This window comes from Pontibacter oryzae (genome assembly GCF_003576375.1).
Taxonomy (GTDB): domain Bacteria; phylum Bacteroidota; class Bacteroidia; order Cytophagales; family Hymenobacteraceae; genus Pontibacter; species Pontibacter oryzae.
Genome location: NZ_QWGE01000002.1, coordinates 875,592 through 891,119 on the forward strand (window position 1 = coordinate 875,592; position 15,528 = coordinate 891,119).

Genomic DNA, 15,528 nt, shown 5'->3' on the forward strand with positions numbered 1-15,528 from the left:
AGTCTTGCTCCTTAAAGTTAGGGTATACTGGCTTATGCCATGAAAGCCTATCTCGTTGCTGTAACAAAAAATAGCTAAACTTAAGCAAAGAATGAAGCGGTTCATTTTCTAACAATTATGTATTATCCGCTCTGGAACACTTTTGTAACATAAAGCCTACTACATAACAACATTTTACGAGGCAGCTAAACTACTGTATTGGTCAGAAAGATTACTTTGCTGCAGTTCGCTCGATGTCCCGCAGGTTTTCCATTTTTTTGTTTCTCAGGAAACCATTGATATCCTCAAAATGCTCACGGATGCGCTTGTTCCCGAACTCAAACACTTTTGTTGCCAGGCCATCCAGGAAGTCACGGTCGTGGGATACAAGTATAAGTGTACCGTCAAACGCTTTAAGGGCATCTTTCAGAATATCCTTTGTTTTGATGTCGAGGTGGTTGGTTGGCTCATCCAGGATCAGAAGGTTTACCGGCTGCAGCAATAGCTTGATCATGGCCAGGCGTGTCTTCTCACCACCCGATAGCACTTTCACTTTTTTCTCTACGGTATCTCCGCTGAACATAAAGGCGCCAAGCAAGTCTTTGATCTTCGTGCGCACGTCGCCTACGGCAATCAGGTCGATGGTTTGGAATACGGTTAGCTCCTCATCCAGCAACGAGGCCTGGTTTTGGGCAAAATACCCGATCATGCAGTTATGGCCCAGTTGCAGCGTGCCATCATAGTCCAGTTCGCCCATAATAGCCTTCACCAGTGTGGATTTACCTTCGCCGTTCTTTCCTACAAAGGCAATTTTCTCGCCGCGCTCAATGGTAAGCGATACATCGGCAAACACAGTGTGGTCGCCATACTTTTTGGTGAGCTGCTCTACAATAACAGGATAATTGCCCGAGCGCGGCGCAGGCGGAAACTTCACGTTCAGCGCAGAAGTATCCACTTCGTCCACCTCTACAAGCTCCATTTTCTCCAACATCTTCACCCGTGACTGCACCTGCAGGGTTTTAGAGTAAGTACCTTTAAAACGCTCGATAAAAGCTATAATATCAGCAATTTCTTTCTGCTGATCGTCGTACTGGCGCTGTTGCTGCTCGCGGCGCTCCTGGCGCAACTGCAGGTATTGGGTATAGTTAACCTTGTAGTCGTAGATGCGGCCCATCGTTACCTCAATGGTGCGGTTGGTAATATTGTCCACAAAGGTTTTATCGTGCGAGATAACGATCACGGCTTTAGCATTGTTCACAAGGAAATCCTCCAGCCACTGAATCGATTCGATATCCATGTGGTTTGTCGGCTCATCCAGCAGGATCAGGTCAGGCTTTTGCAGCAGGATCTTAGCCAGTTCGATGCGCATGCGCCAGCCCCCGCTAAACTCGCTGGTAGAGCGCGTAAAGTCCTCCCGTACAAAGCCAAGGCCCAATAGGGTTTTCTCTACCTCGGCATCGTAGTTGATTTCCTCGATGGAGTAATACTGCTCGCCAAGCTCCGAAACCTGCTCAATCAGCTTATAGTAATCATCTGAATCGTAATCGGTGCGTGTTTCCAGTTGCCTGTTCAGCTCGTCCATCTGGGCCTTCATGTCCAGCACGCGCGAAAAAGCTTTAGAGGCTTCCTCAAAAACGGTGCACTTATCCTCGGTTAGCAGGTGCTGCGGCAGGTAAGCGATTACGGCATCTTTCGGGGCGGAGATTTTACCACGGGTGGGCTTATTAGCTCCGGCTATGGTTTTAAGCAACGTAGACTTGCCAGCACCGTTCTTACCCATCAGGGCAATGCGGTCGTTATCGTTGATATTGAAGGAGATATTACTAAAAAGCGCCGAGCCGTTAAACTCAACCGTTACACCGTCTACAGAAATCATAATGCTAAAAATTTGGGTGCAAAGGTAGTATAAATTTGGTGGTTATCCCGAGGATCGGCCTAAGTAAAGTATAGGAGCAGGTTCTCCGAGAAGTCAAGCCAAAAAAGCGTGGAGAATGAACTTAGCGGAGCGAATCGGGTTTAATTCCAAGGAAATCGCTTTAAATGCGCTGTACCTAGTAAGTATGGCATAACAGCAATCCGCAAAAGCAGTAAATTTGCAGCGTCGTAAGGCAGCAGCACAAAGCCATTACGCCGATCATAAGAAACAGACATTGACACAAAATACAACCAAGGCAACGCCAAAACGCTTGTTTGACTGCCTTACCCATCAACTAGAGAACTTCCCGCTGAATGACATGCTTAGCGCCAAAGAAAATGGGGCATGGCGAAAGTATAGCACACAGGAAGTATACAATACCGTTAACAGCCTGAGCGCTGCTCTGTTGGCTCAGGGATTTGGCGCTGGCGATGGCACCACAGAAGGCCGCGACAAGATAGCCATACTTAGCCATAACTGCCCCGAGTGGATGTTGGCAGATCTGGCAATTCAGCAAATCGGAGCTGTGTCTGTGCCTGTTTACGCCACCATTAACAGCCAGGAGCTACAGTTTATACTTGCCGATGCAGCGGTGAAAATAATTTTTGTGGGGGATGAAGCTTTATACCAAAAAGTGCAGCGCCTGCGCAATGAGCTCCCTGAACTGCAGTCAGTTTATACGTTTAAGCCTGTAGCGGAAGCTGCCCACTGGTCTGAGCTATTGCAGCTAGCGAACCCGGAAGCGGAGGCACAAGTGGCCCGGCACCGGCAGGCAGTGCATGAAAACGATCTGGCAACCATACTTTATACTTCAGGTACTACCGGTACGCCGAAGGGTGTGATGCTGTCGCACCACAACATTATCAGCAACGTGTTTGGCAGCGCCGATGTGATTCAGGAAATAGGTGTGGAAGGCAAACGGGCTATCAGCTTTTTACCGCTAAACCACGCTTTTGAACGCATGGCAACGTACTGCTTCTTCTATTGCGGTGTATCGGTATACTATGCCGAAAGTATGGAAAAGATTGCTGAGAACCTGCGCGAGGTAAAACCTACACTTTTCACCACTGTGCCACGCCTGCTAGAAAAAGTTTACGAAGGCATCCTGGCGAAGGGAGCCGAGCTCACTGGAGTAAAGAAATCGCTGTTTTACTGGGCCCTTAACTTGGCCGAGAAGTATGAAATTAACCAGCCGCAAAGTATAGGTTACCGCCTGCAGCTGCAACTGGCCGATAAACTGATTTTTAGTAAGTGGCGCGAGGCTTTGGGTGGCGAGGTAAAAGCGATTATAACTGGTGCCGCCGCCTGCCAGGTGCGTTTGCTAAAGGTGTTTACTGCTGCTGGCATCGTTATTCAGGAAGGATACGGACTGACCGAGGCTGCACCCATCATTAGCGGCAACCGATACAGCGAGGCAAACCGCATGTTCGGAACGGTAGGCCCGCTGCTTTATAACGTGCAGGTGCGCATTGCCCCCGATGGAGAAATTCTTTGCAAGGGCCCTAATGTTATGCTCGGTTACTACAAACGCCCCGACCTGACTGCCGAGGTGCTCGATGGCGAGTGGTTGCGCACCGGTGACATTGGCACGCTGGTGGATGACAAGTTCCTGAAAATCACTGACCGCAAGAAAGAGCTTTTTAAAACCAGCGGCGGTAAGTATGTGGCACCGCAGCCTATTGAAAACAAGATGGTGGAAAGCCCCTGGATAGAGCAGATTATGGTAGTGGGCGAGCTGCAAAAGTTTGTCGGTGCCTTGATCGTGCCTGCATTCAGCACCCTAAAAAACTGGTACACTCAGCAAGGCAAACCCTACCCTGGCAACGTGGAGGCCATCAAAGATAAACAGATCTGGTCCATGATTACGGATGCGGTGAACAACTATAACGAGCAATTTAACCACGTGGAGCAGATCAAGAAATTTGTGCTTTTGCCGCAGCTATGGTCTATCGAGAACGGCGAGCTTACCCCAACGCTTAAGCTAAAGCGCAAGGTCATTCTGCAAAAGTATGACAACCTGATCCAGCTGATTTATCAACCCGAAACAGTTATAGGGTAAAGTCATAGGGTTAAAAAAAAAGAAGCGGTTAGCCCCAAATAACCAACCGCTTCTTTTTTATACTGTAAACTAACTACCTGTTTAGCTTCACGAGTTTCAGGTCCAGTTTTTTATCCTGATGCTGGTTATCCAGAACCAGCACATAGCCTGGCTTGGCAGGGTATACATAGGAGTATGACTCCTTATCTGCAGTTAAATCGATCTCATCGGTCAGGAACTCCGGTTCGCCGGTGTACTGAATATTAACCAGCGTTCTCTCCAGATACTTGCTCTTCTTCACCTTTTTGTAATTAATATAAGCCGTGTTGAAGTTCAGGTGGTCATTGTTCTGCTGCGTAAACTGGTAGTCGAAGCCTCCGGTCATCTTGATAACTTGGCCTAGCAAGCCTGCGCCGTAAAAGCCGGAGCCCGGCGGCAACATACAGTTTGTCTCGTCTTTCTCGAAGTATGTTACTTTTTGCAATCCCTGGTCTGGATTTATTGTCAGGATCATCATATTGCCAATAATACCCTTTGCCGTGCTGGTACCGCCTCCCAAAACAGCCATGGCAATGCCCATGCCGTCCGCCGCTATCCTGTACTGCTCCGCCACGATGTGCATCTTTCCGTCAGCGCCTTTAACCATGCGGTGCACAAAATTCACAAAACCTTTATCCAGGCTTTCCTTTGCGGCTGCTGGCAAGTAAGGGTTTACATCACCGGCCCAAGTATAGAACTTAGCGCTTTTTTCCTGGCCATCCACACTGAAGCGCTTAATGTAAAAACCCTGGCTTTTGTTAATAAACGGCTTATCGTCCAGCTTATAAAATTCCCCGATGGTCAATAACTCATCGGTTTGCGCATCATAGTTGAGCGATGTAAGTGAGAGTTGCTCTGCGGCACCCTCTTTCTCAACCGGGATGTCCATTATTTTCTTGCCAGTCTCTGCATCAAACGCTGCAACCGAGAAGGTCATTTGCTTTGATAGCATGTTCGGTTTGCGAACGATCGTGGCAAAAATATGCTTGTCGGTAATCTCATTTATCACTACAGACTCATAGTCTTTAGACTTTTTATCTGTTTGAAACACCCATTTCGAGTTCATTTTGTTATCATACATCTCCAGCGCAAAGCCTTTCATCATGCCGGTGTATGTGTTGCGGATAAACCCTTTATTTGGCACCGGGTACATGTTTAGGCCGCCAATTGGTTTATTTTCGCCGTCGCTGGGCAGCTGCGTCTCCTGCAAGGCAATACTCATGTCGGCCTTCGATAGCTTATCGAATTGTTTAGATGCCAGTTTATTGAGGGATTTGTCAAATACATCCACCTCTAGTGTTTTGGCGCGGTAGTTATAAAAGTAAAAACTGAATGCCTCGCCGTTAAAGGTGCTACGGAGCAACTGGTAACTGTAGCGCGTTTTTGGCAGCATCACGCTTTTAACCTTGCGGAGTTCCTGGTCAAAAAAGTCGAGGCCGTAGTTATCGTTTCGTTTGTCGGCTTTATCAGCTTTGTAAAACATGATGTAGCCTTTCACTTCGTTGCCTGCATAAATCGGCGTCAGGGATCTCTTCTTAAAGTTAGCGAAGCCCTCCAGGGTTTGAGTTTGCGCCACTACCTGCACCGACGTGCAAAGTATAATCAGCGCGATTAGTAACTGTCGTAAAGTTGTTATCATAAATAAAAATTAGATGGAAGAATGATTTGGATTAGTGTGGACTTGGCTGCTCAGAAAACAGCAGGTTAAAGAACCTCCCCGCGGAGTACTGGCTTTGGTATTTCAGGCGTGCCTGGTCGGCTGCATCCTGTTCCCCGGTCAGCTCTGCCACGGTGTAGCTGGCTGCTAGGTCAAACTCAGAGATCGGCTCCTTACTCGGGTACTTTTGCGAAAAGCAAGCTGCAAACCCCTTGAAATCGCTGGTATTCAAGTTATTTAGCGCATCCAAAAACATGTTAATGTTAGCTGAAAATTGCGGTGCACTGGTAGACACGGCCTCCGAGAAAGTATGAGCCTGCAGAAGGCGTTTAAGCCCATATAAGCTTAACGTAACCATATTTCTGGCATAGATGCTGGCTGGCTCTTTTTCCAGTAACAGAAGTGCTTCGAACAGCGCAAAATCATAGTTTTCAAAATCAAACCAGCTTTGTACCAGTTCTATGCGCGATACCATATTCACCCGTTGCATGCTATCGGTTGGCTTGCCGCTATTAACAGCACGCTGCTCGATGCCCGGGGAGAGCTCGCGCAAATAAGCCATACGCTTCTGGCAATCTGGGTGGGTCTTAAGCGAGTCGGAGTTGGCAAACTTAGGCTGCTCTTTTTCAACCTCAAAAATAGATTCTGATGGAGCCTGCTTCTCATCGAAATTATACTTGGCCTGCTCACAGCTAAAGTATTTTTCAAGCGCGAGTGGGGCCGTGGAAAGGGGCTCATCCACGGTATCGAGTAGCTCCAGCGCTGTATACGCATCGGCCTGGTTATACTGCGTGTTTGCAAAAATCCGGAAGCCAAGAGAATCCGCCTGCATTTCGTTGGACCGCTTATGGTACAGCGTGTTCAGCGATACGCGCTCCAGCAGGGCTTCCATTTTTTTGGTGCGGTTATACTTCTCCCGCGCCACTTTTTTATACTCTTTCTTAAACTCTTTGCTAAAGATCAGGTCAAGATGCTCCTCAATGCCGGCTTGCATGTGGCGTAGCTCCACGTGGGCCAGCTCGTGGCTAAGTATAAAGGCCAGCTGCGCCTCGTTGCTGAGCTTGGCCAGGAGCCCGATATTAATAAATACCGTTCCGTCGGCTAAGGCGTAGGCATTGGCTAAGGGGCTGCGCGTAAGTATAACCTTGGACTTATGCAACGATGGGTTTGCCGCCTTCAACGTTTGAAAAACAGACTGCACGAATGGCTCCAGTACGGTATCCAGAAGTGCGGTAGTGCGCACGCGGCCATAGGTTTCCATGGCGGTGCGCTCAATTATCGCCTTGTAAGTATTCCGGTAAGCGTTTTTTACCCCGTTAGGTACATTCAGACTCCGCTCGATAGACATTCCGCAAACGGTTGCCAAGGAATCTACACGCGATTTATCAGAAGTATAAAATGGATAGATCTCACTGTTTTGCGCCACAGCAGACGCAGCAGCTCCCAGGAGCAGGGCTAAAGCTAAAGCCAACACTTTGCAGTTTGCTAGCGCTCGTAGAAAGAAAGGCATGGACAAGTTTGTTTTCGGTGCGCAAATATTGTTATTTTTTAATTAACCACCTACACAAAATTGCACCAAACTAGCCTTAAAAGCATGACTTAAAAACTCTGACGTGAAGTATAAACAATGGCTTCACAGGCAATTGTATGTTTCTGATTCTAGCGGATCATGTACTTTGAAAGCCGTAAAGCTATAATAGCTGATGAAAGAAATAATGCAGTATGCTTATAACAGCCTTAAAGCTGTTTTTGTAGTTTCCGGTCCACTTCTTCCAGCAATATCAAATCCTGCAGCAGTGTTTGGGTAACTGGCCCGGGCACGCCCTCTCCTATCACAGTATCATCAACCTGCACAATTGGCAGGATGCGTTTTGTTGTACTGGTCAAGAAAACTTCCTTAGCCTGCATTATATCATAAAGTGTCACGCTGCCTTCACGTACAGGATACTTTTTCTCAGCAAGGGCAAGCACATTTTTACGTGTTACTCCCAAAAGTATTCCAGAGTCGGGGGTCATTACGGTTCCGTCCTGATGCACCACAAACAGGTTGCAGCGCGGAAACTCGCTTACGGCACCATTTAGGTGGTAGAGCACATCGCTGGCAGCTTTGCTTTTAACCTCCCCGATCAAACGAATGCCCATAGTATAGTTTATAGTTTTAGCGCGCGGTATTTCGCGGATATACTCATGAGTAATTATTTTGATGCCTTTGCCTAGCGTTTCCGGGCCGGGCATGGCCAGTGGCTGCTGCATAATAAGTAGGCTAGGCTCGGCAAGGTCATAAGAGTTTTCTGAATAACCACCCGTCAGAATCATTTTCATGCCGGATAAGGGCATGTTATTTCTGGTGATCAGTTCGTGAATTATTTCTCTGAGCTGCTCATCTGTGTGAGGCAGTTGCATTGTCATCAGTCGGGCAGATTCGCGGAAGCGAGCCAGATAATCATTAAGGAAAAGCGGGTGATTGGCTTCCACCTTAAAGTAATCAAAAACCCCGAAGCCTCTTTGAATAGATAAGTCGCTGATGTGTAAGCTGGCACTCTCCAGTGGCAGAATTTCTCCACGGACGTAGGCATAATTAGTATCGTTCGATGGCATTGTGTTTCTTCAAAATTGATAAGACTTTTTTAACAGGCAGCGCCTCTACCGTTCGGTTTTCTTTTCCAGTGGTAGTTTCTGCTGCAAACAAGGAATTGATGATCGCTTCTTCCGTTGCCTCAATCACAGCCATAAACAGCGGCGACATTTCATCGTTTCGTAGCAAAGTTACGGTTTCAGTTTTAACCTCGGAGGTATACGGCACACGCAAGGTAGTAGCAGTTGAAAAAGCGATAACATAATCGCCGCTGCCGTTAGAGGCAATTCCACCTGTTTTGGCAAGCCCTAGCATAGCCCGTTTGGCCATACGCTCCAGATTACGGGCATCAACCGGCGCATCGGTAGCCACTACTATCATGCACGAGCCATCGGCACTGTCTTTGAGTTCCTGGTTCATGTAATAGTGGTTGAGCTCCTTGCCCACGGGCACGCCATTAACTTGCAGCACGCCGCCAAAATTTGTCTGCACCAGCACACCAACCGTATAGCCGCCAACTTGCTCGGGCAACAGCCTGGAAGACGTACCAATGCCTCCTTTAAATCCAAAGCAAACTGTTCCAGTGCCCGCCCCCACGGCCCCTTCAGCCACAGGCCCGCCAGCTGCCTGCGCGATGGCTTTTACAACATCAGCCTCTGTCACGTGCCTCCCACGGATATCGTTTAGGTAACCATCATTTGTCTCGCCAACCACCGCGTTTACAGACTGCACTGTTTCGTTTCCGGGTTGCTGCAAGGTGTAACCTACCACGGCATTCATGGCTGTGCCTATGCTTAAGGTATTTGTGAGTATGACGGGAGTTTCGATGTTTCCTAACTCCTGCACCTGCGTGGTGCCGGCCAGCTTACCGAAGCCATTGCCTACGTAAACTGCTGCGGGTACTTTCTGCTGGAATATATTACCTGAGTGCGGAAGTATGGCCGTTACGCCTGTTCGGATATGATTCGAGCTGTTAAGGGTTTGGTGCCCTACCTGCACGCCAGCTACATCTGTGATGGCATTGTGCGCACCCGTAGAAAGCACGCCTATCTGTATGCCATAATCCCTGGCCCTTTTATGCTGTTGCGCGTCAGCTTGGCTTAGTAAACCTACCATCAGGAAAAGTATGAGTATGATCCGCATCCTTTAATAATTCTTCAGAAAGTAAATTTAGCAGAATACTGGTAGTGTGCCAGTTAATGAGTCTGTTTTGTGGTTTATACCTCATATTCACCAATGTAGCGCCATGGTACGATCATCATTCAGCGCCACTCTGGCCCCGAACGGGGCGGACTCCCTATCCAGCACCTCGGCCAGCCACTCCGAGTCTTGCTGCGACGCACTGTTCAGCCTGAATTTTCTGATTTGCATCGGCACCAGGGTTAGGCTTACCAAGTTACCTGTTTGGCCATTGATCTCCGGGAAATACATCACGGCTAAGTCGGGTCTGTATTTTTCATGTCCTTTTATTCCTTCGTAGTCATTGATCAGATCGCCGGTGCCATATAAGATCAGCTTGCCATTATAAACCTCCATACCCAGCGGGTGATGCGATGAGTGACCGTAAAGCAGGTCAACCCCAGCTTTATCGATCAAGGCATGTGCAAACTTCTGATGCGCCTGAGGTATGGTGTAGCCCCAGTTTGGCCCCCAATGCATGGAAAACAGCACTACATCTCCGGGGTGCTTTATTTTAGCCACCTGCCGCTTGATCAATGCAACTGTGTTGCGGCTATAGTCGGGAAGCAGGTTGATACCGGGCTTTGTTGCCGTTGCGGCCCAAACAGCTGGCACACCGCTTGATTCGGAGCTATAGGAAAGTATGATTAAGCGGTTTTTCCTGAAAATTGGAAGTATGGCTGGCTTCTGTGCTTCCGACAAATTCTTGCCGGCACCGGCAAAGGCTATGCCTACATCTCTCAAGCTCTTTAAAGTTTCGGTTAGCCCCGCCCTTTGCCAGTCTAGCACATGGTTATTAGATAGAGAGCAAAAATCTATTCCAGCCTCTGAAAGAGCAGATACGTTTTTAGGGTGCATGCGGTAGCAAACCACCTTATCTGGCCAGGGAGTTGCATTGGTGGTAACACTGGTCTCGAGGTTTATAAGTTTGACATCCGGTGCGATCCGCTGAAAAACTCCTAGCGCATCGCCCCACGGATAGGAGAAAGACACCTTTAATGGTAGCAGCCCATTTGTTTTCTCGGCAAGCCGAACGTAGGTCCGTGCATCTTTAACGTATGTCTCGTAAAGCTCAGGCAAAACCGAGTACGGCATAACCTGATCTATACCTCTACCAAGCATAACATCACCCCCTAGAAACAGTTTAAGGGCAACTTGCTCTCCGGTTTGCGGCATACTCCGATCCGTTGCATCCTTTTTATATTGCATCATAATAAGAAGCCATATCCAAAAGAGCCATGCCATTTCTAGTTAAATCATATCTTGCTTTTGCTAATGTGTACAGGCAGCAGTTCTTGCAGTTCGGCTTCGTTTAAAGCATAAACTCACACAACATGGTGAACAGCCCCAGCATGTAGCCTACTGTTTTCCATAAAAAAGTTTTTATACCAAAGCTCCAGTGAGAGCAGGATAAACAGATGCCGCTGATAGTCTTTTTTTCTATGCTTGTGCTGCATAACCATGTGCTTGATAAAGGCAACATTAAAGTAGGCACGGCTAAACGAATCCTGGCTTTCCACAAGGTCTACTAAAGTATCAGCCAGCTCCTGCTTAAACCATTCGCCCACAGGTGTTTCAAAAGCTCTCTTCTTTCTATTGATAACAGAAAGCGGCAACCACTCCTCGGCAGCCTTTCTGTGGATGTACTTGCCTACTTGCCCTTGCAGTTTCAGGTGAGCAGGCATACTTTCTACAAAGTTGATCAGGTCAATATCCAGGTAAGGCACTCGGTTCTCGATGGAGTTGGCCATTGTCATCTTATCGTTGAACAACAGCAAATTATCTGGCAGCATTGTCCGGACATCAAGATAAAGCAGCTTTGACAACGAGCCGCCAGAGCTGTCTGCCCGGCCATAATGCGTAGCGAAAAGGTGCCGCTGGTTTTGCGATATTAGTTCCTGAAACTCCTCGCGAAACAAGCCACTCCTAAGCACTGGCGTAAACAAAGTATAAATCCCAATAAAGCGATCAAGCTCCTCGCTAAACTGTGACGAATATACCCCCCGGTCAATGGCGCTGTTAAGCGGAAACAGTTTGGATACCATGCCCAATGGCAATTGCGCGAGCAGTTTTTGGTACTTGGCCAGCAGCTTCTCGCCTTTGTAGCGCTTGTACCCTGCCATTGGTTCGTCTATTCCCTGCCCACTCAATACCACTTTCACGTGCTTTGCCGCCAACTGCGACACAAAATATAAAGCGGGTATAGTTGGCTCGGCAATCGGCTCCTCGGTATGGAAGAATGAGTTGTGGAAGGCTTCGAGATACTGCTCCCGGGCCATATATACTTCGTGATGCTCAGATTGAATTAAAGACGCAGTGGCGAAGGCATCGTCCAGCTCGTTATAATTGCCTTTGCCTTTGAAACCTACCGTAAAAGTTTGCAATGGATAGGTGCAGAGCTCAGACATAAGGCTGCCCAGCACGGCAGAGTCAAGGCCGCCGCTCAGTAACAAGCCAATAGGAACATCGCTGAGCAACTGCCGCTTCACGGCTTGTTTCAGCAAACGCTTGTATTCTTCAAGTGCTTCCTGCTCCTTTAATCTATGGTTGATTTGCTGCGCTTTAGGCCAATAGTTTTTAAGAGCGATTTCTCCGCTACCACTAAACTCCAGGTATGTAGCCGCTTCCAGCTTTTTTATGCCCTTAAAGAGCGTTTGAGGGGCAGGGTTATACCTGAAAGTAAGGAAGCTGTTTAGTGCTTGTAAATCTATGCCTCTGCTATACTCCTCGTGGTTTTTGATAATCTTGATTTCTGAGCCGAATATCAGCTTATCTGCTTTGTGGAAGTAGTAGAGCGGTTTCACGCCGAAGTAATCCCGAACCAGGAATACTTTCTCATCGACACGGTCTATAAAGGCAAAGGCGAAGATACCGTTAAAATCGCGCACGGCTTCAATTCCATACTGCCGAAGGTAGTAAAGTATGGTTTCCGTATCTGATGAGCCTTTAAAGCGAACGCCCGTTAGTTTTCGGCGCAGCTCATGGTGGTTGTAAATCTCGCCATTAAACACAATGGCATAGTTGCCACAATCAGTAAACATGGGCTGGCTACCCGCCTCGCTAAGGTCTAAGATTGATAGCCTGGTATGCCCCAGACATACTTGGTTGCTGCCACAGCTTGTGCGCACAGCCCCCTGTGCGTCAGGCCCGCGATGGCGCAGTTGGTCAATATCTTCCAGGTTCAGGTCACAATTTATACTTCCGGCAATCCCGCACATAAGTTCAGTTTTAGTGTTTGGAGAAAAATGAGAGTAGGCGCATGCAGCTAACAGCAAGCAGCCTAATGGCAAGATGAAGTTTGCTTAACCCTCAGGACACGATGAAGTTCTGAAGCGAATTAATCAACTCCTTTGAAGCATACTGCCCAATGCGGTGCAACTCGCCGGGTTCTTTCAGCGTGAGTTGCTGCAACTTTACCCGAAGCTCCTCCAGGCTGTAGGCTGCATGCACGTATTCAAGTTTTTCGAAGGCTCTGGCAGTAGCTAACTGATGATCATTGCGGTGCTCGCTGAATTTTGCAAGCCTTGGCAGCACAACAATTGGTTTTTGCTTAACTAACGCTGAGATAATTGTACCCATGCCTGCGTGACTCACAATTAAATCTGCCTTGTTAAAAAGCTCGTTAAACTCTTTGGGTGGCAAAAACTTGTGAGCCGCCATGTTTTTCGGCTGAAACTCAGATGCAGCAACTTGAGCCACCACTTCTGTTTCCTGCAGCGAGCAGGCTATCTCGTCCATGGCTTTAATTAACCTGTCGAATGGTTCCTGTGTACCTGTTGTTACGAATATCATGACAATACATTTCCATGATAATGCACTTTGGGCGTTGCAAGTCCCTCCCATTGGGTGTAAGTGCGGTCTGCAAATAGCAATGCCAGTCTGCCGCTGAGCGAAAGCTTTTCTACGTTGGCGATGCTATCTACCCATATCGTTTTTGCGCCGAACAACTTACCAGCCAGCAACCCCATTAGCCCTGGTGCAGCACCGGTAGTAACCACAATATCGGGTTTAACAGCCAGTACCAGTCTGGAGATAGCAGCACCCATGTAAATCAGTTTAAACTTGTTCCACCTGTTAGCATCTGGCACGGCATAAAACTTATAGGAGCTTACAGTCTCGGAAAAGCTCTGCCGGGTAGATGCAAAGATGATTTCGTGTTGCTCGAAGGCAGGCATTAGCCGTAGTAGCTGTATCCAGTGCCCTCCTGCTGAAGCGATGGCTAAGACTTTCATGTATATCGCGATATCAACGTTGTTTCTTATCCGCTTAATTTCTTTTGTCAAGCATCAGCCATTCGCGGTGCTCGTTCTTTTTGCTTACCGGCCTCATGGTTTGAGGCCGGTAAGTAATTAATCCGCGCTTCCGGAGTACAAGCTCCCGATATATCTTAAACAGGCGCTGGTTGATTTTGACCAAGTTATACTTTGCTGCAATTATGTTTCTGTTGTTTTTAGCTATTGCCTCCATTTTTTCGGGGTGTATCGCTACAAACATGATGTGCCTGCTCAGGGCGTCCACATCGCCGGGCTTCATCAGGAACCCGGAGCCCTCTGTTACCAGATCAGGAATACCTCCAACTTCACTGCCTATCACTACTTTACCGGCAGCCATTGCCTCGATCAACGCCATCGGCAACCCCTCTATGTAAGATGGCAGCACAACAGTGCCCACTCGCTGAAGCCATGCCATGCGCTGTCTGTTGTCTAACCACCCAAGTAATTGCACATGCTCTTCCAACCCTTTCAGTTGAATATACTCCTTAACTTTTGATGTCTCTCCGGTTCCTGCCAGGTAAAAGCGCACGTGGGTATATTTGTATTGGTTTATTACCTTATCAATGGCAGCCAGCAAATCATAAACCCCCTTTGTTTGGCATAGCTTGCCTAGGAAAAGGAAATCGGTGTATGTGCCTGCTGTATTATCTACTGTTTTAAACTCGTCAGGATAAACGCCGTTTGGCAACACTTCTACATTGTGGCTGGAGATATGCTGCCTAAAAAACTTGTTCCAATACTCTGAAAGCACAAGAATTTTATGGCACCTGGAAAACGTCGAACGGATAAAGTACTGCACCATTGGCGAGCATTTATGGTAGTATATATCGAAATCGCCCCCATGTACATGCATCACGATTAGCTTGTTCATAAAAAGAGCCAGGTACACAAACAAGCTTTTCCGGAAGATGCTTACGTCCGAGGCTACATGTATATGCACAATGTCTGTCTTAGGTTCAGTTAGCAAGCAATACAACCCTTTAAAAGTAGTAACGAGCTTCTCAAAAAAGCTTCCTTCCACATGGCTCACGGCATGGACCAAGCTTACACCTGGCTGGTTGTAACTGTTTCTAATCATATCGCTGATGACTGTAGCCATACCGCCCTTGGTTCTGGTAAGGCTAGGCCCTACCACCAATATCTTAATTCTAGCCATACTTATTTTTTTATGATAACCCGACACCACCAATTCCTTTGTTGCACGATCAATTGAGTCACTCAGTCACTTAACCGTTAGAAGTATAAGTTTGCTTGAAGACTTTGCACACGCTCTATTAGGCCTAAAATCAGCTGTACATTTAATCTGTTGAATTTGTCATTAAAGATACTTCTTTGCCCTACACATAGTTTCACTTTTAAAGTATTAATTTTAACTTTTTAAGTAAACTATTAATATTAAAGTATATAATTTAATAACTTATAGATCAGTGCATTCGTCTTTAATATTAGGTACTTGATGGTAGTTGAGCGCCCTTAGATTTCAACTGCCTGTGATTCACTTAAATGCCATATCGATATGCATCCTGGGCTGGCTAATACTTTTCGAATTGTAGTGATCCTGTTAATGGCTTATCTTTTAAACCATTGCTTATCTTCACCTAAAGTATCTAGCCTAAATGGCGAAAAAAGAAATGGCATTTTGCTGGAGGAGCAGTTTGAGAGCAAGGACCCTCTAAACTTATACCTAGTAATGGACCGCGCACAGGGCACAAGCTATGCACGCACCTATTCAACGGAGCACGCCCTGAGCGGCAGCAAGTCAGCCCGCTTTGAGCTGCGCGACACAGATGCTGAGTTTGGCGGCGGAACGCGCACCGACTTTGCCATGAAGCCCGCCACGGGCAAGGACAGGTGGTATTCTTTTGCTGCCTA

At 47.4% G+C, this 15,528-nt stretch carries 11 protein-coding genes and 1 pseudogene; 2 read left to right on the top strand and 10 right to left on the bottom strand.

Annotated elements, in window-relative coordinates; translation table 11 throughout:
- Window positions 1–211: 211 nt before the first annotated feature.
- On the bottom strand, window positions 212–1,855 hold the full coding sequence (locus D1627_RS08630; protein ID WP_119431798.1) for an ABC-F family ATP-binding cassette domain-containing protein: 1,644 nt from the start codon (window positions 1,853–1,855) through the stop codon (window positions 212–214).
- A gap of 274 nt (window positions 1,856–2,129) precedes the next feature.
- Between D1627_RS08630 and D1627_RS08635 the strand changes: the two genes are divergently transcribed.
- Window positions 2,130–3,953, top strand: a complete 1,824-nt coding sequence (locus D1627_RS08635) for an AMP-dependent synthetase/ligase (protein WP_233555563.1) — start codon at window positions 2,130–2,132, stop codon at window positions 3,951–3,953.
- A gap of 73 nt (window positions 3,954–4,026) precedes the next feature.
- Here the strand turns inward: D1627_RS08635 and D1627_RS08640 are convergent, their stop codons facing one another.
- From D1627_RS08640 to D1627_RS08680, 9 genes are all read right to left on the bottom strand, one after another.
- On the bottom strand, window positions 4,027–5,610 hold the full coding sequence (locus tag D1627_RS08640; RefSeq protein ID WP_147383253.1) for a DUF6770 family protein: 1,584 nt from the start codon (window positions 5,608–5,610) through the stop codon (window positions 4,027–4,029).
- A 31-nt stretch (window positions 5,611–5,641) separates the two neighbouring features.
- The gene (locus tag D1627_RS08645; protein WP_158607159.1) at window positions 5,642–7,099 is read right to left on the bottom strand and encodes a M48 family metallopeptidase; all 1,458 of its coding nucleotides are present in this window, start codon (window positions 7,097–7,099) and stop codon (window positions 5,642–5,644) included.
- 266 nt (window positions 7,100–7,365) lie between these two features.
- Window positions 7,366–8,226: an aminotransferase class IV gene (locus D1627_RS08650; RefSeq protein WP_119431801.1), complete on the bottom strand. Its 861-nt coding sequence runs from the start codon at window positions 8,224–8,226 to the stop codon at window positions 7,366–7,368.
- Window positions 8,207–9,346 (bottom strand): DmpA family aminopeptidase, encoded by a 1,140-nt coding sequence (locus D1627_RS08655; protein WP_119431802.1) that lies wholly within the window; start codon window positions 9,344–9,346, stop codon window positions 8,207–8,209. The genes D1627_RS08650 and D1627_RS08655 overlap by 20 nt, the downstream gene beginning before the upstream one ends.
- A gap of 87 nt (window positions 9,347–9,433) precedes the next feature.
- On the bottom strand, window positions 9,434–10,594 hold the full coding sequence (locus tag D1627_RS08660; protein ID WP_199688401.1) for a CapA family protein: 1,161 nt from the start codon (window positions 10,592–10,594) through the stop codon (window positions 9,434–9,436).
- A gap of 113 nt (window positions 10,595–10,707) precedes the next feature.
- Window positions 10,708–12,600, bottom strand: coding sequence for an asparagine synthase (glutamine-hydrolyzing) (asnB, locus tag D1627_RS08665; RefSeq protein WP_119431803.1), 1,893 nt, complete (start codon window positions 12,598–12,600; stop codon window positions 10,708–10,710).
- Window positions 12,601–12,691: 91 nt separating this feature from the next.
- Window positions 12,692–13,174 carry a PssE/Cps14G family polysaccharide biosynthesis glycosyltransferase gene (gene pssE, locus D1627_RS08670; RefSeq protein ID WP_119431804.1) on the bottom strand — a complete coding sequence of 161 codons (483 nt, stop codon included), beginning with the start codon at window positions 13,172–13,174 and terminating at the stop codon, window positions 12,692–12,694.
- On the bottom strand, window positions 13,171–13,614 hold the full coding sequence (locus D1627_RS08675; protein WP_119431805.1) for a glycosyltransferase family protein: 444 nt from the start codon (window positions 13,612–13,614) through the stop codon (window positions 13,171–13,173). Before D1627_RS08675 ends, pssE begins: the two co-directional genes overlap by 4 nt.
- A gap of 34 nt (window positions 13,615–13,648) precedes the next feature.
- On the bottom strand, window positions 13,649–14,812 hold the full coding sequence (locus D1627_RS08680; RefSeq protein ID WP_119431806.1) for a glycosyltransferase family 4 protein: 1,164 nt from the start codon (window positions 14,810–14,812) through the stop codon (window positions 13,649–13,651).
- Between the two features lie 534 nt (window positions 14,813–15,346).
- On the opposite strand from D1627_RS08680, the pseudogene D1627_RS18520 reads away from it, so the two are divergent.
- A pseudogene (locus D1627_RS18520) lies at window positions 15,347–15,528 on the top strand (polysaccharide lyase); the annotation flags it as partial.